The organism is Paenibacillus sp. J22P218 (genome assembly GCF_056269195.1).
Genome location: NZ_JBWDNL010000007.1, coordinates 88,413 through 111,233 on the forward strand (window position 1 = coordinate 88,413; position 22,821 = coordinate 111,233).

Below are 22,821 nucleotides of genomic sequence, written 5' to 3' on the forward strand. Positions count from 1 at the left end.
TTCTTAATCGCTAGTAAAGTATGCCAAGCTGCTTGCGGTAATCGGTCGGCGTCATGCCGGCGACGAAACGGAACATTTTCACAAAATGTTTATAGCTCCTGTAGCCGCACATCGTGCATACCTCGGTAACGAGACGGTTAGGATCCTCCAGCAGCTTCTTCGCATGGGCGATCCGTATCTCGGTCACGAAGCTAAGATAGTTCTGATTCAGCTTCGACTTGAATAAGCGGCTCAAGTACGATGGGTTATAGAAGAAATGATCAGCTACCATTTGGAGCGTAATATCTTGATCAAGATTAGTTTCGATAAAGCTCCTAATCTGGTTGAAGATCAGGTTCTCTTGCTGTACAGGATGGTTCATCTTGCTGTACAGATCATTCAGATGAATGACCCACGCCGCCAAGTAGCCGAATAGTGCGTCCAACGTTCGAAAATCGTCGACGAAAGTCAATTCCAGCAGCTTGTCGCTGGATACACCCTCCATCGGAAAACCTTGCTTATGCGCGAATCGCAGCGTAACGCTAATAATCTCCTGCATGAATGCGAGCCATTGATCGCCGCTCACATAAGGCAACGCCTCGGCGGACTGAGCGCACAGCCGATCCATCAAAGCCTTGACGGCAGCGCCGTCTCCCTGCTCCAAGCAGGCCAGAAGCGCGTTCCGATCGTCCGGCCTCAATTGAATGACCTTGTCGGTTGCTCCCGCTTGCGATGGAGCCTCGATAGATCGCTCCGTTCGGATGAGCCATCGCTCGGAATCCGCGAATCTGCCAAGCAGCGCTTTGGCTGCAGCATGAAGATTGTCGGCTAGCTTCGATACGTCGGAGGAAGCATGTCCCATAGCCATGTACAAAGCCGCAGTCGCATCGGCATTTACTCGTTCCAGCGAAAGTACGATTTGCTCCCTTAGCCGCTCAAGCCCTTCCTCTTTGTCCTCGAACTGCTCCATGACGAGAAGCATATACAGCCTGCCCCTGCTCGTATAAACCATCAACCGCTGCATCTGTCCGGTCGCTGCAGCCGCTTCAGCGACAAGACGCTCGGCCGAGGCCCGCCATTTGCGTCCATGCGCGATACTATTGCGAGCGAAGCAGGTTGCGGCAAGCGGTACGCAAAGCGACAGCGGCTGCCGTTGCATAACATCATTCTCTAGAAGGCGCGATCCAACCTCATCGGGATCTACTCCCTCCAGGATTTGCTTGACGATTTCGCTTTCCTTCCACTTCGTATGTTCTTCATAAGCTGCCTGCCATGCTTGCTTCTCCTGCTGTTCTTCACGGCTTTGCCGCAGGAGATGAATGCATTCCGTCAGCGCTTTCATACTTGGCTCGTATTCGAGCGGCTTCAGCAAATATTGCTTGACCACTCCGAGACGTATCGCGTCTTGCGCATATTGAAACTCACTATATCCCGTTAAAATGATAAAAACCGCATTAGGAAGCAGCGGCTTGAGCTGTTCAATCATTTCTAGACCGTTCATCTCCGGCATGCGTATGTCCGTAATGATGAGGTCCGGCCATTCTTTCAGCGCCGTTGCGATCCCTTCCTTGCCGTTCTCGGCTTCCACGATCGTGCCGATGCCTAATTCATTCCAAGGAAAATACTCCTTCAATCCCGCGCGAATAAGAGGTTCGTCCTCGACAATCATCACTTTCAGCATGACAGTCCCCCAAGCATCCATTTACGAATCTTTACGAATCTTTAAAAATAATTATAACGGAAACAGCAAGCGCTCACAGCCGAATAATGAAGGAAAACAAATAAGTAGTCAGAATCGGACCCTAATTGTCAATTATAGGACATACGATAACCGGCAAAATCATCGATTGAAATTATTTTAACAAAGTAATTGCCAATTTATAAAACCCATGCTATAGTGATAACGATTATCACTATCAACTACATAGGGGTGGAATTACTTTGTTTAAAAACAGAACCTTTTATGCTTTAATTGTACTCGCTTTGGCTGTTACTTTCGTACTCGCAGCTTGCGGGAACAACAACAATTCCGGTGCAGCCGGCAACGCTTCGCCAGCGCCAACGACTGCGCCGACAGCAGCTCCTGCTGACGATAGCGCAGCAGTCGAGGTGGAAACGGTCACGTTCACAGCAGGCAACGGCGACGTAGAAGTTCCAAAAAATCCACAGCGGATCGTCGATCTGACTGCCTTCTATACAGGCTACTTCGTAGCACTGGATGCCCCGCTCGTCGGAGCGCTTGATGGCGCATTGCAAAACCCTTACCTGAACGGAAAGGTAGACGGTGTCGAGAATCTTGGCAGCGAGCCTACCCCTGAGAAAATCTTGGCGCTTAATCCTGACCTCATCATTGCGTATGTTGGTACAGAAGGCCTTGAAAGCCTAGCGGAAATCGCTCCAGTCGTTGCCGTACAATACGGCAAGCTGAACTATAAGGATCAAATGGTTGATTTCGGCAAGCTGACGAACAAAGAAGCCGAAGCGAAAGCATGGGTTGAGAAGTGGGAGAGCAAAATTAACGAGCTGAAGCCGCAGGTGCAGGAAGCTGTTGGCGACAAAACCGTATCGATCCTAAACCCTTATTCGAAAGGTCTGTATGTATTCGGACATAACTACGGCCGCGGCGGAGAAATTATTTACGGCGAATTCGGTCTGAAAGCTCCGGCTGCTGCTCAGAAAGAAGCGATCGACAGCGGCACAGGCTGGGCGTCCATCTCGCTGGAGGTGCTCCCTACTTATGCGGGCGACATCATCTTCACTTGCCCATGGTCTGGCGATACAAGCGATCCGAAAGTTGTTTATGACAATGCGCTCTGGTCCAGCCTACCTGCCGTTAATGCAGGCAACGTGTTCCAACTGAATCCTGCAGCAGACACTTACAATGATCCAGTGTCGCTTGAAGCGCAGCTGGACTTTATCACAACGAGCTTACTGTCCGTAAAATAAGCTAACGCAAATAAGAAGCTCCGATAAGCGATATGCTTGTCGGAGCTTCTTCCATTAAACTAAAGCCTATCTTTTCAACTCTTCCACCCATCCATCCACGCAATAAGTAAGCCACCGCTCGCCTTCAGCAGCGGTAGCCAAGCCAGAGTCGCCTAACCAGGCGCAACTGGCTGCTTCTTCGTCAGATAAGCTTTTCATATGAACTGTCTCATTATAATCGGCCATTATGAAGGACGTTTCGATTCGGCCCGCGTGGTCGAACGGCACTCCTGCCGGAAAAGCCTCCGTTCTCCTAGCGTAGGTGTCGGGATGAGCGATCTTAATCCGTTCGAAAATTTTCGGATCGGGATAGCGATCTCCCGGTACTCGTCCCCAGCCATCTTCCCAAGAAAGTGTCGTCTCCCTCATCAACTCCGCCGCCGCCCTGCGCAAACTTAACGCCTGGAGTCCATCCTTTCCAGCATGATGCTGAAGTACGTAAATGCGACCGAACCCCATCGCCGAATAATGCTTTAACATCTCCTTGCAATAAACCGCGAATGGCTCGGGTGCAAAGTCCATCTCTCCTTCTGAGCTGCCTCCAGCCCAGCTCATTGTCGGTCCGTACGGCACGGAAGGTGCCAATACGCATTCGCAACGTTGCTCCACCCGCAATGCAATGGACTCCGCAATTAAAATATCAGTGCCGACTGGGAGATGGGGTCCGTGATATTCGACGACGCCGACCGGGATGAGCAGCGGTACGTTGCGGTGAACGGCATCCTTCAACTGCTCGGGACGCAGATGGAGCAATTTCATAGCTTTTCCCCATAAGGGACGCCATTGATTTCGACCGCCTCATCATACTCCCCGATGATCTCTCCCACTTCGTTGCCCTCGAACTTGATGCCAACCAATAGGCCATCCCGTATCCTAATGGCATTGCCTCTGAATCCGAATGACGCATTAATCTTCTTGTCCCAGCATCCGGTTAACGTAATGACGGCCGTATTATCGCCTTCGTAAGAAACTTTAGACCTTACGCCGGCCGGCAGCTCCAGCTCCCGGTATGGCATCAAGCTGTCAAGGATGGGCTCGAACTCCGCCGTTAGCGCAACCTCGAACGAATAATAATCGACGTTCGCCTTGCGAACGCCTAGTACGTCTTCGCCCTGCCTCACAAGCGCCTGCCCGTCGAGCGGCGTAAGCGGATAACAACGCATTGGGATCTTCTTATCGGTGAACCACATATCCCAAGCGATGTATTCATGCTCGCCTGCGTAGTGGAGTTCGGTCGCATAGTCCGCGAACCGCGCACCAGTCAACTCTTCGAATTCGTCGGAGATTTCCCGGCCTTCGACGGTGCAATTCGCCGGCGGACCCATGAAGACGAGTCTTCCTCCTGATGCCGCGAATGTCTGCAGAGCAAGCCATGTCGACTCCGGCATCATCGTCGGCCACAACACGAATAACACTTCATACGTATCGAGCTTTGCCTCGAACGACGGGATAACGTCGATCTCGATATGCCGATCCATCATTTTATCGAGCAATGCCTTCATGCTCATTCGATGGTAATGCATGAATTCGTCGTTCATGCGGGCTACCGATTCCCATAAGTAGAGCATCGCTACCTTCGGTCTGCTCGTTGCCGCTCCAATGAACCGCTCGAACGCATTCTCCCGACTCGTGCATAAGGCAACGTCCGCCCATGTCCGATGTTCAGGGTAACCTGGGCCGAATTCGCCGGATCGTCCATAAGCATGTGCGACCCATCTAACGTTGCGAACGGAGAGCAGCCGATGGTAATAGTCCATCTTCGCATGCGTCGGATACCGATCCCAGCACATATTGTACGCGATTCCGGTTGACGAGTATTTGGCGATGGACTCGGCCAGCATCGTCATTGACGTCATCGTTCGCTCCGCGTCGTACTGCGCATCGACAAAGCCTCCGCTCAAGTTATCCGCCAATCTGAAATAATCGATATTGCCTGCCCACAAATCTCCCGAGTTCCCTTCGCCCCACCACGTATGATGAAATCCAATGAATATATCGTCTCCATATAAAGCGGTGAACCGCTCCTTGACGTACTTCTGCACGGCGTACGTATGCTCCATGGTAAGATTGTAATAATCGTAACGGACTTTGCCTGCACTTTCGCCATCTACTTCATTGTGCAGCAAGTACAGCTTGTCTGTCAGCTCATAGCCGTATCGCTCGCGGAAGCTACTTAGGAAATGGTGGCCCGCATGATAAACGCCGTGAGCATGCGATCCTGTCCCGAATTCATCGATCGCGAAGCCGCCAATTGGCAGATTTGAATAGAGATGGACTTGAGCATCGAACTCCTGCAGAACAGCTGGAGAAGCCCAATCCAGCTTATCTTCATGGTATATTGCGTATAATAGAATTTCTCCGTCTTCCCCGTATTCGCCCGATACCGTAGGCACGGCGTCCATCTCGAAGATATAAGAGAAACCAGGCGTAATATCCCGCACCCCGACGATCCTTTCGCCGGATAAGTCTCGTTCGATGAGAAACGCTTTCTCGATGCCGACGAACTTTGCCTGTATCCCGCCAAGAGCATGGTCTTCGATTCGTAAGGTGAAACGATTTCTTTTTATTTGGCTCGTGTGCTGGACGAGCAGCTTGCGACGATCTTCCGGATAACGCTTCAACCAGTCGCGGCTCGGTCCAGGCACGATCTGAACGACCTGCATCCCGTGAGACGAGGCTTCCTTCGCTGCGATAGCGAATGCCTCGCGTCCTACCTGATCATACCCGTTAAACAAACAGTTTCGGAATTCAATGCAGATCGTATCGAATCCTTTGCTGTGTATATCGGCGACGGCAGCGCAAATTTTATTCGGCTCTAGAACCGTATCCGTGTCCAGCAACAACATAATCGGTGCACCATACATAGCTGACGACTTCCTCTCCCATAGGAAAAGGCAGGCCGATTTCCCGCGGGGAACGCCTGCCTTTGTCCTGTTAATTCATTGTCTTAGCCTTTGCTAGCGATGAACGCGTCGACTTGCGCTTGTTTGTCCGCGATGATCTTATCTAGGCCTGCTTTCTTCAAATCTTCCAAAAACTTGGTGTACTTAGCGTCCGTATCGTTTCCGTACAAGCCCGCGGAGAACACATCCTTGTATTCGCTAATGATTGCCGCGCAGTTCGCAGCTTCTGTCTTCACCTTCGAATCGTCGTACACGAAGCCCATGAGGACAGATGCAACTCCGGAATCGTTCAGAGCTTTCGTTTGCTCCCATACGTCGTCTTCGCTCGCGACAGGAACTAAGCTGTTAAATTGATTACCGAACATCCAGTCCGCGTTCGGCACGTACTTCGAATCGGCAATCGTTTCGTATTTGTTATCTCCAACTTTGTTGTAGTGCGTGCCTTCGATTCCATGAGCGAGCAGATTATACAATTCTTTATCCGTATTGATAAGCTCAAGGAACATAACCGCTCTTTCCTTGTTTTGGGAAGTAGCCGAGATCGCCGTCATCGTTGCGGTGACGTTGTTCGTCGTCAACATCGGACTTCCGACTCCATGCATAACGATTTCCTTGATGTTGCTGCTCTGCGCTTCCGCTTGCTCTGCTCCCGGGCTGACGTTAGCGGCTCCGGCGATCATTTTCGTACGATCCCAGTTAGCTGCGGTAAGTACATCCTTCGGAATAACGCCGGCCACTTGCAGTTCTTTGGCCAGATCGACAATTTCTTTGTATTCCTTCGTTTCGAATTCGTTGAATACTTTCGGGGCAGCGTCAGTGGATACGATTGATCCCGGGATGTCCGAGCCGCCGACGCTTTCCCAGCCGTTCATTTCTTTCACTTGCCATATCCAATCCGCTTTCCAAGTCATTCTATCCGTCCGAGCTGCTTCTTCACCCGCTTTTACTTGAAGGAGATAATCGGATAACGCTCTGAACGTTTCGATTTTCGTATAGTCGACATTGTATTTGTCCGTAAATTCTTTGTTGTACCAGAAGCCCGATTGTCTAGCGAAAATTTGCTGGTTAATGGAGGCGTAGAGCTTTCCGTTAATTTTCGCTGCGTCCCAAATTTCCGGTTTCATCGAAGCGTAAAGCCCCGGTGCGTATTGCGGCAGCAAGTCCGTTAGATCGGCATAAGCGCCGTTCGATGCGTTCGCCACGTAATTAAGCACCCATGGCGCCGTGAAGACTAGATCGAATTCTTCTTGCGTGTTGATCATTACTTTCATTTTTTGCTCATAGTTGTCGAAGGAAATCGGATAAAGATTAATTTCCGCATTAATCTTTTCTTTCAATATTTTGTTCATAGCATCCTGAATGACCTGCAGGTCAGGCTGAGGCGTATTCGGGAAGTAATAGCTGAGTGTAACCGGTTCCAATTCAGGGGCGGCTGGTGCCTCCGTTCCTTCGGCTGTTGTCGTTGCAGCAGGATCGGTTGAATCCGAATTGCCATTGTTATTGCCGCAAGCGCCAAGCAGCATCGTGACCAACATGGCGAGCAATACCGGTAATACAAGCTTTTTGGGTGCATTTTTCATTTTTGAACTCTCCCTTTTTGTATAATGATAGGATCTATATATAAGGAGTCGGATGTGAACGCTCCATTATATCACGAGTCATTCTTCTTGGGTCGGTCTGCTTATCCCTTCACCGCCCCAGCCGTCAAGCCTTTCACGAAATACTTCTGCAGGATAGTGAACAAGAACAGCATCGGCAGCGTTGCGACCACCATCATCGCGAACATAATAGAGTCTGAAGGAACGGATTCGGGATCGATTGATTGGGTGCTGCCCGGCATCGTATTGCCGCTCTTGATGTAATTAACAGCGGACACGATGTTGTTTAGTACGAGCTGGATAGGATACTTGTTGATGTTGTCAATATACAGAATCGGTGCGAACGCCTCGTTCCAATATCCGAGTGCCGAGATGAGCGCAAGCGTAGCGAGCGCCGGTTTCGACAGCGGCAATACAATTTTCAGGAAAGTCTTCCAATCCGATAGGCCGTCAATCTTGGCTGCTTCGGTCAACGCTGGTGGAATATCCTGAAACAACACCCGCATAAGGAAAATATTGAATGGAAGAGCGAGTCCCGGCACGATAATCGCCGTTAGCGTGTTTTTCCACTCCAAGTACTTCACGATGAGCATATAGACAGGAACGAGTCCGCCGTTGAAGATCATCGTTAGAAATATAAAACCGGATACGAAACCTCTGTATTTGAAGTCCCTGCGGGATAAGGAATAAGCGACCATCGACGTTATCAACAGATTTAGGAAGGTTCCGACGCCTGTTATAATAATGGAATTGGTGTAGCCGTTAATGAGATCTTTGGGAACCTTGAACAAGTATACGTAAGCGTCCCAAGAAAATCCGGATGGGATTAAGCGGTATCCGAATTCCGACAACTCCCGGCTATCCGTGATCGAGATGACGAGTGTCATCACGAGAGGGAACAAGGACAAGACGCAGATGACGATCAGGATGAGGTTAACGACCAAGGCATACGATTTGTTTTGGGTCATGGCAATAACTCCTCTGAAGCGATTTAGAACAAGCTATAGTCTTTATTGACCGATTTGGCTACTTTATTTGTAACTAAGATCAACACGAGTCCGACGACCGATTGGAATAAGCCGATTGCCGCGCTTACCGAGAAATCTCCGTTTCCTGCCAGCGCCCGGTATACGTAGGTGTCGATGACGTCCGTGACCGGATAGAGCTGCGCTTGATTTTGCGGGACAAAGTAGAACATCCCAAAGTCCGCTCGGATGATATTGCCGAAAGCGAGAATCGTCAGCACGCAGATCATTGGAATAAGGAACGGAAGCATAATCTTGCGAATGGTCTGAAGCCTGCTGGCTCCGTCGATCTCGGCCGCCTCGAACAATTCCTTGTCGATGTTCAAGAGCACCGAATAATAGATCAAGCTACCGAATCCCGCTCCCTTCCAGACGAAGACGATCGTTAAGATCCATACCCACGAGCCAGGACTCGCATAGAAGTTGATCTCGTAATTGAACAGCTTATAAATGAGATCCGTAAGTATCCCTGAGGTCGGGCTCAGCAGCGAGGTTAGCATCAATCCGACCAGCACCCAGGAGAAGAAGTAAGGAATGAAGAGCACGGTTTGGTAAATCTTCAGCCTCGTCCTGTTGACGACCTCGTATAATAGAAACGCAAGGACGACATTAATAGCCGTACTAGCGAGAATGCCGAGCAGGTTCAATCCGATTGTGTTGCGCAGAACGGTCCAAGCTGCTTGTGATTTGAAGAAAAACTCAAAGTTGTCGAAGCCGTTCCACGGGCTGTTCCAGATGCCCTGCGAAGGAACGTACCGTTTGAAAGCGATGATGACGCCTACAATCGGGATATAAGAGAAGATAAAAATTTTCAGCAAGGCCGGCAAGGACATCAATAACATCTCACCGTTTCGTTTCAAATCTCTCAGTCGCCTGCTCTTCCATGTCATTGCGTGATCCCTCGTTTCTGTTCGTTGCATGCCGCAGGGTTTTTGTTTGCCTGGCCACAAACTAAACATAGCTCCTATCGAGAACTCTGAATACTGCAATATCAAGGAAATCCACTTCAAAATCGCCGATTTGAGCGAAAAAATCGGGATATCGAAGTACGATATCCCGATTTCAAAGCTTGCTTCGTTACGGATGAACAGGATAAACGAAGCGCAAAAGCTCCCATAGAATAACGGATGCTTCCGCGCGGGTCGACAATCCTTTCGGAACAAAACTGCCTTTGCCGTACCCTTGAATAATGCCGGACTGTTGAAGAACACTCACCGCATCGCGGGCATAAGCGGCAACTTCTGAACCGTCATGAAAGGTCAGCGTCTTCGCCAAGTCGAGGTTTGCATCCACATACCTTAAGGCGTTGAATGCCATGACAGCCATATCTTCCCTTGTTATCTGCTCGTTGACGTTGAAAGTACCATTCGCATGTCCTTTCACGATTCCCAGCTCTTCGGCTTCGGCGATCGCCGAAGCGTACCAGCTCCCCGGCTTCACATCCTTGAAGCTGCTTATCGTTCGATCCGTATTCAGATCAAGCGCGTTCATGAGCATCGTGACAAATTCAGCGCGAGTCACTTGCCGGCTAGGCTCGAAGCGACCGTCGCCGATACCGGAGACGATGTCTCTTGCTTGAAGCGCCTCGATACTGCTCTTAGCCCATTGGACCGAACTTAAATCGCTAAAACCAGCTTCGATGTATGCCCCGGCGTATTGGCTGAAATGCAATGCTTGAAACGATATCATTCCCGTAGCCGCATCGTATCGGGCATTTTTCACTTTATGCAGCTTACCGTTGTCATCGATGTAATAGACGACAACATGGTTCGGATCCTCGCCGGGCAACAAATCGTATTTCATTTGAACCCATACTTCATTGCGTCCGAACGTGTCGACTTTCTTACCATCGATGCTAAGTGCGAAATCATACACAGCATTGCTGCCGACGACATTCTTCACTTCCGGCGGCAACGATGCTGGATCGACAAGCTTAACGGTAAGTTCAGCACCGGATTGCGCCCCTTCTGCCTGTCGGAAAACATCCGTTGAGACGGTGATTGCAGCTCCCCCGGTCAAGAACTTGATTTGCCCAGCTTTGTTGCCTGCCGCTAGAACGGGTTGAAGCGGTACTTTCACAGTAATCTCTTGTGCAGTGCCCGCGCTTTGCACATCGATCGTCACAATTCCGTTCACAGTCCTTGCTATCGCGTCTTCCAAATCCGCCGAAAGGACTTCGGCAACCGCTCTCCCTTCATTGCCTTTACTGGTGTTAACCGTAATAAGACCAGGAGAGGTTACTGGCGTCGGCCTTGTTTGCACAACCGATGTTGGTGACGGTTCAGGAGTTGCTGTTGGTGCTGGCGATGCAGTTGGTGTCGCTGTAGGCTCTGTCGTCGGCAGTTCTTCTTCCTGCAGATCATTGCCGGTCACCGTCGTATTGTCGCTGCCCCGATCGTCCAGGAATGCAAGTACCGAAGCGTCGTACTCATTGTCGTTGACGACCTGTCCGTAATTGCTCTTAGTTAACGTGACGCCAACCTTCAGATTGGACAGCTTATTGCCTTCAATAATCGAATTCGTCGTATCTCCTGTACCGCTTCCGTCCGACAAAGTGGAATGTCCATAAGCCATCAACCAAATGCCGCTTAACGGGGACGTCATTTTGATCGGATCCGTGCCCATTTCCAGCGTGTTGTCTCCCGTAATGGAATTATCTCTTGCTTCGAACCCGAGCGACAAAATGTCGTCCATCTTGCCGTCCGCGTCGAAACGGCCCGTATCCACCCCGATTCCCACTGTGTTGCCACGACGGGATACGCCTTCGAGCGTATTGCGGGCAATTCTAACGAAGTAATCCGGTACAACGGCATCCGGACTGCTGACTCCCCATACCCATATACCGCGGGAATCGACGATTTCGTTGTTCGCCGTAACCGCGTCGTACATGTTGCCGAACAGAACGATGCCGTTAGCGGAATCCTCAATATCATTGTTGTAGACGGTAAAATGGTTCAGCGGACTAAGCAACGTGAACTTGCTCGTGATGTCCGGTATGATATCGAACGCCCTGTCTACGGTAATCGTTCCCGTTAAGGGATCAATGTCGACGACTTCTCGCTGCTGCCCTACGCCAAGTCCATTCGATATGCGTACACTCAGTGTGCCGAACTGTACCGTAGGATCTTGAAGCGGACGGTCTGCCGATACTTTGAGCGTTGTCGAACTTCCCTTTAACACTTGGCCGGCATTAAAGTTCGCACCCGGCACCTCGGCGCATATCGCTTCTCCATCGTTATGCACGTTCGCCGCATCGCCTGGACCTATTATGACGTTGTTGGCGACATAGGCGTCGGACCTAGCGAACAAACCGTGTGAATCTTGATTGTATTCGTTATGGATGACGACGTGGTTGTTCTCGTAGAACGCGTAAGTTCCCATGCTATGAACATAGCCGGTAGAATACTCATAGTAGTTGTTTTTCAGCGTAATATATTCGTTAAGCGCGGTAATCGTATTGGTCGCATACCATCCGCTAAAGTGATTGTCCTGCAACAACACCCTCTCGTCGGCGACGAAGAAAAGTCCGATGCCCCTGCCGGTGCCGACAGCACCAGCGTCAGTCCATGGATAGTCGATAGTGACGTTCTTGACGAACAGTCTATTCGCCGTTCGTTTCTTCTGGTCGCCGAACGCTTGGCCATCCCCCCATTGCTGTCCTAGGGACATGAACATATCCGGTCTCGTCTGCGGATCCGAGAGAAGCAAGCTTAGCTTCGCAATGCCTTGCAGCTGAGCTACTCCTCCAGCGGAAGCAGAATCCTTCGAATTAATAAAGTTCTGCCCGTTGCTGCCCTTGTAATACAGCTTCGTACCGTTCTGGCTTTGTCCTTCCAGCACGACGCCGGCGCCTAAATTAATCGTATCGATGTAGTAGCTTCCATCCGGAAAATAAACGACGCCTCCCCCATCATCCTCCGCAGCGTCGACGGCAGCTTGAACGGCCAGTGTATCATCAGCCGTATCGCTCGCGTTTGCTCCATAGGAAATGACATCGAATACATTGCTCCAATTGAAATCCTTGGCCCACGCGACTCCCATGCCCAGAGGATCTGCCCCTGCACTCACGATCTGAAGCGTCTGTCCATTGTCCAGCCTCACCCAGTTAATCCCGTTATCGTTCGTAATTTCCACATTGTACGTTCCAAGAGGTACGCCATTGCCGATGTTGAACTTAACGTTATATGGATTCAAACTTTGGATAACCTGCTCGTAGACGCCGCCGCTTCCGTCGTTCAGCCGCACCTTCGTGCCGGTCGTTCCTCCAAATTCGCTCTGGTCGAGGTTTCTGCCTACAAGCTCGATATTCAAACCGGCGAATGCTTGATATTCGGACAGGTACAGCGGCCTGGCTGCGTTCATCTTCAGATTGCTGCTCCATCCGTTCGCGTTCTTCACCCACACGTTATAGACACCGGCGCTTGATCCTGCCGGCATACTTGCTACGACGAAAGTACCGTCCTTGTCCGTTTGAATGATGTCTGCCGTAATGGCCGTGAACGGTGGCGTTATCGGTGAGCTCCCCGTCGTGTCCAGCGCAATTGCGACTTCTACGTTAGCCGCATCCATACCGCTGCCGTTGACGCTGAACGACTTGCCGGAAGAAATCGCATCCGATACTTTGAAGATCGTCGGAGCGGTCGTCCATGGATGGTTAACCGTAAGTTCGATTGGCGCGGATACGACGCCATCGAGATCGTTGTCGGCATCCTGCGCGAATTCCGCAGCAATTAGATAGTTCCCGCCATAAGCGCAAATGTAGCTTAGGGTCGCGATTCCTGACGAATCCGTTACCGCCGTGCCCATGAGGGAAGGAATCTCTTGCCCTAGCGTTGCGCCGTCCCCAACGAAGTCTCCCGAAAGTCTGAACGTCACCGTCTTGCCGGCCAATGGCGTTCCATCCTCCCGGGTCAGCTTAGCGCTTAAGTTCGTGATCGGTTCGTTCAGATTGATTGTTATATTCCCGTTCTGTAAGTTCAGTTCAGTAGGCCCGAGAAGCGGTACGTCGACTTCGGCGGCCTCCGAAGAATCGCTATACGTCGTCCCATCCAAGTATCTGAGCCGATATTCGTAATGCGTTCCCGTAGAAATATCCTCGTCCGTCCAGCTCGTTTCCGATCCCGCGACGCGTTCAACTTGTTCGAACGCCCCGCCTTCCTTGCTTCTTTCCACGATGATGAAGTCGTGAGCGCCCGGATTGACCCAATCCAGCTTCACCTTGATCTTCTGCTCTACGACTGCCGTAAGTTCTGCTGCGACCTCGTCCGAAGGCTCGTCGAAGAAGAAACCTTGCGCCCCGAAGCCCGGCTGCGTTTGCAGCTTGAGCTTGAAGCTTCCTTTGACGATGAACGTTACGTAAGCACCGTTAGCGAACGTGTTTTTATTGATTTGGCGGCTAGCGATAACATTGTTGTTCACGTCCAAAATCTCGGCTTTCATCGTTTCGCCGGCGCTCGACGTCGAGTTCGTATAATAACTGAACTGATGCTTCTGATCGTCATTCACGTCAAAAGTATATACGGTTGTAAACGAACCGTCTCCAATCGATGCATATACGTTGAACTTGTCGGAAGTAACCCCTGCAGGAGGAGACGCCGGTTTGTCCAATATCCTGTTATCGTTGTTGTTCTTCACTGTTGTCCAATGAGCCCCGGGCCATCCGTATTCATAATCGTCCACGTAAGCCGGTAAACTTGCGAGATCCGATTGTTTATGAAGATTGTCCGTTACCCATTCGGGATTGCCTGGCGCCGGGTTTCCTTCATACCCGAACAAAATATAACCGTCGCTGCCGTATTGGCCTTCCCAATGCCCTTGCGTAGTTGTATCCGTCCCAACGAATTCCGCATTAGGCGAGACGGGCTGCGGAGGCGTTACATCATCGGATTTCTCAAATTGCAGCTTATCGACGAGCGCCCCGTTCGAAAAGTACAAATAGATGTCGTGGATGCCGGAAGCACCGCTGATCGCTGCTGTTGCTTCCTTAGCCGTCCCCCAGTCCGAGCCCGTCAACGGGATCGTTCCGAGCAGCGTTCCCGTAAGGCTGCCGTCCCTGACTTCAACCGTTCCGTCATAGGCCGTCTTATAGTACAACCGGATCGTATCGAATCCGCTTGTCAGATCGACGTCATCGTATTGCAGCCATGCTAATCCGCCGGATATGAATACTTCCGTCCCATCGTTCCAAAGCGACGGATGTACGGCGAATTCGTTCGTTACGCCTTCCGCACCGTAGCTTTCCGCTTCGATTGCAAGCGGGTCATTGCTCGCTGCATCCCCTGTTTTGCTGAATTCAAAAGCGTCCACAATCGCTCCGTTCGTGAAGTAAAAGTACAGGTTGTGTACGCCGTTCGCTCCGCTTAGAACAGCGGTTGCTTCGAGAGGTGTCCCCCAGTCCGAACCCGACAGCTCAAGCGTCCCCAGCAAAGTACCGGTCGGACTTCCGCTTCGTATCTCCACTGTACCCGCATAAGCGGTTTTATAACGGAGTTTAACGGTGTTAAATCCGTTCTCCAAGTCGACTTGCTCATATTTCAGCCAAGCGTATGGACCAGATACGAATACTTCCGTCCCGTCATTCCAAAGAGACGGATGTACGGCGAATTCGTTCGTCACGCCTTCCTCGTCGAAGCTTTCCGCTTCGATCGTAAACGGAGCAGGCGGGCTGAGTTCAAACGCGTCCACGATTGCACCATTGGTGAAATAGAAATACAGGTCGTGTACGCCGGTTACACCGCTTAGAACAGCCGTTGCTTCGAGAGGTGCTCCCCAATCCGAACCCGACAGCTCAAGCGTTCCCAGCAAAGTGCCGGTCGGACTTCCATCTCTTATTTCCACAGTACCTGTATAAGCTGATTTGTAAAAAAGCCTAATCGTATTGAAATCGCTTTCAAAATTAACTTGCTCATATTTCAGCCACGCATATGGACCGGATACGAACACTTCCGTACCGTCATTCCAAGCTGCAGGATGTACGGCGAATTCGTTCGTAATTCCTTCCGCATCATAATCCTCCGCTTCGATTCGTACTGTGGAGGACGATTCCGAACCGCTTGCGTGTGCGGAGCTGCCGTGTGATAATGGCAGCCCCAAGCTTCCCAAGAACACGAGGAACACCAAAGCTGCAACGCCTATTCTTCTAATTGAAAAAGACATAGTCAACCTCCCTAACGAAATGTCGTTCAACCGTACGTCATTCTCTCTCCCGTTTCCGTTTATCTCTCTATGTCATGGTTTCGTCAATCACCTCCTTTCCATTGAGCTCGATGCATGCCGAAGATACGGTTAGCCCTCTGGATTCGGTTACCGCTACGTAGTAAGCTCTCGCGTCAACCGGAACAACGAAGCGTACGGTAAGATTATTTTCTATCGTCAAAGGCAGCCGCCACCATTCCGTCAAACAACGCGTACCGTCCTCTGTGTATTCGATTCCTCCGGGGGCATAGAATAGAGCTGCTTCCGCTGCCTGCACGCCGGGTGGAACGATTAACCGGATTTCTTCATCCCCCGCTCTAAGCGGCACGGCCATCCGAATCAAAGGCAAGCCTTTCCCCGTCCGACTATCCGCGAAAGCGTAAACTTCCTCGCGAGACCATCCTTCGGCATGTCCATGCTCGTACCCATGGATCAACGCCAGATTCGCATCGCGGCTGTTCATATAAGATCGGGATGTCGATACGGCACAGAAGAAAGGATCGGCATCCCCGTTAAGCCATAGGATCGGCAGCTTCGCCTCACGAATCCAATGGGATGGCTCCCATCTTAGCGCAGCGGGATTAGCGTCAAATGCCAAGCTAAGACAGCTTTCCCTTCCTTTCATATAGCCGCTTCCATAGACGGGTATGGCGAAAGCGAACCGGTCGTCGATCCCGATCAGGACGCTCGTCAGGAACCCTCCCCATGAGACGCCCGTTACACCGATGCGTTCGAAGTCGATCAACGCATTCCCGCGAAGCAGCGAATGCGCCAATATCGCGTTGCCAACCGCTTGGTAGATCCATTGTTCTTCATCGGGTTTCCCGATGTCTTCGAAGAAGCCTTGTCTTGCGGTCCCACCGTGCAGATGCTCCCCTGATTCGTATGCCCCTGGGGAGATCGGACGTTTTCCTTCCAGATCAATGGCGATCGCGGCATAGCCTCGGTCGTTCCACTCCTTCACCCAATCGGAGAACGCCGTTCCGGCTCCTCCGTGCAGAAGCACAACGGCGGGCACTTTGTGCGGTCCGCCTGCTCCTGATGGATAACCCATATAGGCGAACACCTTCGTACGACCGTGGCTTCCTCCCATCCCTTCGTAAAACAGCGCTCTAACGTTTCCGACATTCCATTGCGGATCCGTGGTTATGCGGGGTGCAGACCATACGTAGTCCGGCATTGTCAGCCCTTCGTGCATGCTCCCTAACTCTCCTTATGTTCCGGTTCGACGCCGAAGTAAACAATGGCCGCGTCCGGTTTTATAAAATTCGCTTCGATGACGGCTCTTCCCGCTTTGTCGAACGTTACCGAAATGTTAGGCGGACACCAATAATCCGTATCGACGCGATGTTTCGTTACATAGCGGAATGCAATCGGACGAGGCGCGTCCCACGGACTGCCGAAAGGATTGGCGAAGATCGCGACGGCGCCGCGTCCCGTCTCGTCGTTGATTTTCTCGTAAATTTCACGGCTCTTGCCCGCTTCCCCGTCAATGATCGGCGAAGCCGCCGTCAGGTCGTCGCGAATTTGTTTATACTTATCCAGCAACAGTGCCATGTGAGCAACGCCTTCTTGGGAGATAGCCGGCAGGTCACCCCATATTCCGTTATGACCAAGAATGAGAGAAGCAACGGCTACGTTCTGGTATTCCTTCGGATCGTCCGGGTAATAATGCGTCAGGAACAGCACAGACGGAATCCATTTGTCATACCCGAGCGTCGTCCGGCACAAGCGGCTTCTAGCCGCCCCGGCATGGAAGAACACGTTCACATTGTAGTGCTCGCCGTCCCGCTCGTCCTTCGGCACATCGAAGCTCGGGTAATACGGGCCATTGTTCATTAGAAAATACTTGCCTGCTTCCAGGAAGCCAAGGCCTACGCTTCGGTATCCTTCGGTCACATCGAAATCGACGATGGCATCGGGAACGGCAGCGGTCACCTTGCGTATCATATCAGCCATTCTAAGGCTCATCTGGAAAGCATGATTGTCTGCACGTTCCTCGTGACTGTTCCCTGCCGTTCCATGATCATGATGAGGATCGTCGCAGCCATATTGACCGATACCGTCCCACTTGAAATACCGGACGCCAACTTCCTTGGCCAGCCGGATCATCTCATCCGCGAAGGCGTCTCCGTAGGGGCTGACCAGGCACATATACGTGCTCTCTTCCGTCTCCCAGATCGGATGAGAGCCTGCCTTCTTCCCTTGCCACGAATAGATGCAAGTCTCGTATTCCGCTTTCATTCGGCTCGTTAAAGCCGCTGCCTTCGGGTCGAACCAAAGTCCAAGCTTCATGCCGTATTCATCGAGCTTAGCTTTCACTTGCCGCAGCCCGTCAGGAAACTTATCCAGGTTCACGATCCAGTCGCCCGTCTTCTCGAACCACCCAACGTCAATGACGTACACCTCGATGCCGATCTGGTGAGCGACCTCGATCTCTTCCAGCACGCGACCCAGGTTCAAGGAATCCAAGTACTTCTGTTTGTTCCCGTGGCGATTCCGCTCTTGATAATTCCATGTGTTGTAGAACAAATACGGCTTGCGCGACTCGTTGTTCTCGCTGAAATCGTGCAGCACGAAGCTACGGTAAGCCTTCGCAAGCTTATCTTCACTCCCTTCGACCGCAGCGAATTGCAGCCATAACGTGCGATAACCACGGCGCAAATCATGTCCGCTGCAATAGTTGCCCTTCACGGCCCTAAGCGAAACGGAACGATCTTCCTCCAACTGAAAACGTACATATTCGTCCGGCGCCATCGAACCGTGCTCGTAAGCAAGCAGCAGCGCATAATCGTTATATTCCGCGACGAGCATCGGTCCCATTGCCTGCTCGCCATTCGCGAACAGCTCATCGCCGAGCTCGCGTTCGGACAGGGTGTAGGAGTGAGTGAGCTCATTGTAATCGGAGAACGATACTTCCTTGATTGTCCTGCTGCGGTCCAGCGGCAGCCCTGCGTAGACAAGGACGTCGCGGCCCTCTGTCTTCGTCATTCGGCACGAACCTTCCGAACGCAGCTCATAAGCAATCCGTATGACGGGACTGTTCTCAGCTATTCTGACGAAGATACGCAGCGCCAGCTCATCGTTCAACGAAGAAATGCCTTCCCAAACGTATTCCGTTGCGCCATTTCCCAGCTTGCGAGGCAGTTCCGCTTCATGGAGCAAGATCAAGCTCATCGGAACGCAACTCTCGTCGACCTCGAACACCGGCGCGGCCAGGCAGACCGTTTCACCGGATGCTTTGATCTGATATCGCCAGAAACAGTCGGCTGTCCCTTCCAAAGTAAGAGATAAGGTTGTATTCGTGAAAGTCGTCACCGTTTTCATAACCCCTTCGCTACTATCGTTAGCTGTCATTTGTTCATTCCGATTCATGGATAGTGTATCGTTCGCCGCTGCCGGGAAAAACTCCAATATCAAGGAATTGAACTCCGAATTTGACCCCATGACCAAAAAAAACAGGATATCAAAGTCGATATCCTGATTTCGTAGCTCTGACTCGCTAGATGTTATTGATTTGCGGAGTCTGCAACGACAAAAATCGGACTATCAACTTTCGATAGTCCGATTATCCATTCCGTTCCTCTGCGGTTGTTATCCGTTCAAGTTACGATATTCGCTCGGTGTAATTCCGCAATGCTTCTTGAACAAGCTGTAGAAGTAATTCGAATTCGTAAAGCCGGTTTGCGTGGCGATCTCCTGAATCGATTCTTCCGTCTGCAGCAGCAGCTGCTTCGCTTTGTCCAATCGCACTTTATTAATGTGCTCGCTAAGCGATTCGCCCGTCGCGCTCTTGAACAGCTTCCTTAAATATTCCGCGCTAATATTGAAATGAAGGGCGATTTCATCCGGATTCAAACTCGACTTGGAAAAATCCCTTTCGACGAGCGCGAGGATTTCCGTCAGCCGTTGATTCGTTTTCTCATTTTTCTTGTCGTGAATGATATCGACTTCGTTCATAAGATTGTTGCTTACCACGATTAACTCCTCCGCCAGTGCTTCCAAGCTTTCGTATTCCGATAGATGCTGCGCCAGCTCGAAGAAATAATCGATTTTGACAAGAGATGAATTGCCTTTCTTGCGATCGAGCGCTCCCTTGAACGAAATCGCAATTTGCAGTATCGTCAGCTGCAAATACGTGAAAGGGAACTTACTCGATTGCTCGAGCAATTCCCGGATCAATTGAGCCGCTTCATCTCGTTTGCCCAGAAATAATACGTTAACCAACTGATCGACCGTCGCTTCCGGAATTTTGAACTCTGCCTTGTTGATTTCCCGAATCCGGGAGATGTATATAATGGCCCGTGGACCGCCGAATATCCGGTAGTTCATCGCCTCATAACATTCTGACAGACTGTACGACACTTCCGTCAGGTCCTCGATGATGTCGCCGGCTACAGCCGAAAGCTTCAGCTTCAAATACTGTTCGGCGCGATCCATAATGGCGCGAATCAACTCCGCTACGATTAAGGACGCCTCTTCGAAATCATTGAATTCCCCATTCAGCAGAACGGCAACGTATTCATCGCCTAGTCCGAAAGCCTCCGCCTTGAACCTCGTGCCGGATGCCAATTCATTAATCAGGTTAATAAGACCGTAAGTGAACAGCTCCCTGTCTCTCGACGAGTAGCTCCCCCCGTCCGAACGGTAGCCGTCGATATGGAAGAGTAGCAGCTCCGAGCTTTCTTCGAGCCGGAACGGAATACCGTGCTGATCGAATTGACCTTGGGACGGTGCGCTCTTGTTGCCGGGTTCGGAGAGTCTCCGCAGAAACGCTTGCTTCGCTTCATACTTCTTATTCCTATCCGAAGCGAATCTCTTCTCAAGCTCGTTCATGTAGTTCCTATACCTGCCGTATAATTTGTTTCCGATCAGATAAGCGATCAACAAGAACAGGAAGACGACGCCGATGACGATCAGGAACGTGTTCATCAATACGCTTCGAATCTGCTGCGTAATCTGATCGTACGGCGTAATTCGGATATATTTCCAGTCCAGCACGTCGGAGGTTGCATACGTAATCAACACTTTCCTGCCGCCGATGTTGCCGATCTCGTAACCGCTTATTTCCTCTTGTTCGAATATCCCGCTAAGACCTGACGTCTGACTGACGGAATCTCCGTAATGATACTTATCGTTGCCCAGAATGACTTGACCCTGGGCGTCTGTCACAATGATTTCCTTGCTGATCGTAGAGTCCATCGATTGAATCGTCTCGTCCAGCCATTTGTTCGATAGATTCAGAACAATAGCGTTTTGGATGACGTCAGGACTTCCCTCGTAGAATACGAATGTGTATACATCGTCCAGCTGCGTCGAATCTTTCTTAAAATTGTAATAGCTTGGGATGCTTCTAGGTATCGGAGAAAGCTTATCGATGCTTCCGTTCAGCCTATCGACGATATCCTGATCCGGGAATTCTTCAGGACTGTACATAAGTCTGTTAAAGTAAATCGCGTTCGCGCTGCGGTTATAAATATAAATGTTGTTCTCGTAAGGGAGATTGATATTCACCGATTGCAGTTGCCTCTGCAGCTCACTGATCTCTACTTGATCCATATTCGCGTAATTGAGCAGCTTGAGCGCTGCCGGATTCGTGTTGTACTGCATAAGCGTATAGCGTGCGTTATTGAACATCAGATTCGTACTGTATTTAATGAGGGATAATTGATCCTTCGTATATGACTGAATGATATTGGAAGTCGTCTTATTGAAATTAAAGTAAAGCGCGGTAGACAATATGATTCCGATGGATAAAATTAAGACTGCGATAGATGCATACGCTTTCACATAGCCGCGGTCAAATTTCAAAAGTTTGTTCAACTGGGTGTCCTCCCGCAATGATGATATAACCAAACCATATCATACTGTCTGTCCGATTGTAATTGGTGAATAAGAAACGTCTTCATTTAAGAAAAAGGCGAATTTATTCGTCAATAGAGGCACGCACGCTGTCCCCGGACATGATGGATGCTTGCAGCCATCTTTTCTCACCGCGATACTCCCGGTCGTTCATTTGATCGAACAGCATTCGCACCGCTTCTTCTCCCATCTGCACATAGGGAATTTCCACAGAGCCTAGCGTCGGCGCCATATCGGCGTTGCTGCGGTTCGTATTGTCCCCCGCCATGAGGATGAGCTCTTCGCCAACTTTGATGCCGAGCTTCCATGCCGCGCGATAGAACCGTACGGCGCTGACAGACCAATTGATCAGTATCGGCGGCAATCCGTTATTGCCCGAGCGCTGATCGGTCAGAAACCGTTCGATCCACGCATCATCATGCGCATGAAGTCTGTACACAACCGGTGCAAAGCTTTTGCCCTTGCACCATTGCTCGTAAGCTCCGAGGCGGTCTTGTTCCGCCCAGTTCCTGCCTGGCTCTTCTAAATAAGCCTCCAGATAGACTGGGTACCTCTCCGCAGTACCGCCTATATAGTCAAGCGCGTCAATAATGCTCTTACGGTAATCAGTCAGTACCGAGGGGACGCCTTCCGTTGCCGAATACCCTTCGATGGACACGTAAGGAACGCCCGCCTCTCGAACTCGTCTCATCCACTTCTCGCATTCGTAGCCCGTGTCGTCCAAGCTGACAATACCGTCGATTTTGCGCTGTCTGTATAGATCGATCAATGCATACCGATCGTCGTCATTCGAGCTTTGCCCGCTAATGAGAACGTGATAACCGCGCTCTGCGCACGCCTTCTGCATACCCTCTAGAACTTGCAGTAACAACGCGTTCGTCATGTCTCCGAAGACACCTAAGCAGCGGCTTAGTCCGGTCTTCATCGCCTTAGCCCGCGCGTCGACCTGATAGTTCAATTGCTTGATCGCTTGGAGGACCTTCTCCCTTGTCTCTTGGCTCACGCCAATGCCCGGCGTGCCGTTGAGGACTGCCGATACGATACTCCGAGATACCCCGGCGGCTTTGGCAACGTCGAAACTCGTTGATCTTTTTCCCGTCAATTCAAACACCTCACCGAGAATATAACACGTGTTATATTCTTCGCGCAAGCGTAGATACAGAAGAAGCCCCGACAGGCTGTCGGGGCTTCTATCGCATCGCTATAACATACACAACTTCTCTGCTACAAGCTCCTGGTTACCGGCTGTAGCATTATTGTTCCGAAGCTGTCGCT

Annotated in this window: 12 protein-coding genes; 1 reads left to right on the forward strand and 11 read right to left on the reverse strand. The window is 50.9% G+C overall.

Going from position 1 to position 22,821, the window contains the following annotated elements:
- Positions 1-10: 10 nt before the first annotated feature.
- A complete protein-coding gene (locus AC0YN0_RS26310; protein ID WP_475823933.1) occupies positions 11-1,660 on the reverse strand; it encodes a response regulator transcription factor in 1,650 nt (549 codons plus the stop codon).
- 260 nt (positions 1,661-1,920) lie between these two features.
- On the opposite strand from AC0YN0_RS26310, the gene AC0YN0_RS26315 reads away from it, so the two are divergent.
- A complete protein-coding gene (locus AC0YN0_RS26315; protein WP_475823934.1) occupies positions 1,921-2,925 on the forward strand; it encodes an ABC transporter substrate-binding protein in 1,005 nt (334 codons plus the stop codon).
- A gap of 66 nt (positions 2,926-2,991) precedes the next feature.
- Here AC0YN0_RS26315 and AC0YN0_RS26320 read toward each other — a convergent pair whose 3' ends face one another.
- The 10 genes from AC0YN0_RS26320 to AC0YN0_RS26365 form a co-directional block, all read right to left on the reverse strand.
- Positions 2,992-3,723 (reverse strand): creatininase family protein, encoded by a 732-nt coding sequence (locus AC0YN0_RS26320; protein ID WP_475823935.1) that lies wholly within the window; start codon positions 3,721-3,723, stop codon positions 2,992-2,994.
- On the reverse strand, positions 3,720-5,828 hold the full coding sequence (locus tag AC0YN0_RS26325) for a beta-galactosidase trimerization domain-containing protein (RefSeq protein ID WP_475823936.1): 2,109 nt from the start codon (positions 5,826-5,828) through the stop codon (positions 3,720-3,722). Before AC0YN0_RS26325 ends, AC0YN0_RS26320 begins: the two co-directional genes overlap by 4 nt.
- Before the next feature lie 83 nt (positions 5,829-5,911).
- The gene (locus AC0YN0_RS26330; RefSeq protein ID WP_475823937.1) at positions 5,912-7,447 is read right to left on the reverse strand and encodes an ABC transporter substrate-binding protein; all 1,536 of its coding nucleotides are present in this window, start codon (positions 7,445-7,447) and stop codon (positions 5,912-5,914) included.
- 101 nt (positions 7,448-7,548) lie between these two features.
- Entirely contained in the window at positions 7,549-8,433 is an 885-nt protein-coding gene (locus AC0YN0_RS26335; RefSeq protein WP_475823938.1) for a carbohydrate ABC transporter permease, read from the reverse strand.
- A 23-nt stretch (positions 8,434-8,456) separates the two neighbouring features.
- Positions 8,457-9,350: an ABC transporter permease gene (locus AC0YN0_RS26340; RefSeq protein ID WP_475823939.1), complete on the reverse strand. Its 894-nt coding sequence runs from the start codon at positions 9,348-9,350 to the stop codon at positions 8,457-8,459.
- A gap of 217 nt (positions 9,351-9,567) precedes the next feature.
- A complete protein-coding gene (locus tag AC0YN0_RS26345; protein WP_475823940.1) occupies positions 9,568-15,645 on the reverse strand; it encodes an S-layer homology domain-containing protein in 6,078 nt (2,025 codons plus the stop codon).
- A 67-nt stretch (positions 15,646-15,712) separates the two neighbouring features.
- Positions 15,713-16,882, reverse strand: coding sequence for an alpha/beta hydrolase family protein (locus AC0YN0_RS26350; protein ID WP_475823941.1), 1,170 nt, complete (start codon positions 16,880-16,882; stop codon positions 15,713-15,715).
- 5 nt (positions 16,883-16,887) lie between these two features.
- A complete protein-coding gene (locus AC0YN0_RS26355; protein WP_475823942.1) occupies positions 16,888-19,104 on the reverse strand; it encodes an alpha-galactosidase in 2,217 nt (738 codons plus the stop codon).
- A gap of 174 nt (positions 19,105-19,278) precedes the next feature.
- The gene (locus AC0YN0_RS26360) at positions 19,279-21,507 is read right to left on the reverse strand and encodes an AraC family transcriptional regulator (RefSeq protein ID WP_475823943.1); all 2,229 of its coding nucleotides are present in this window, start codon (positions 21,505-21,507) and stop codon (positions 19,279-19,281) included.
- 103 nt (positions 21,508-21,610) lie between these two features.
- Complete coding sequence (locus tag AC0YN0_RS26365; protein WP_475823944.1) at positions 21,611-22,648, reverse strand: LacI family DNA-binding transcriptional regulator; 1,038 nt, start codon at positions 22,646-22,648, stop codon at positions 21,611-21,613.
- Positions 22,649-22,821 lie beyond the last annotated feature (173 nt).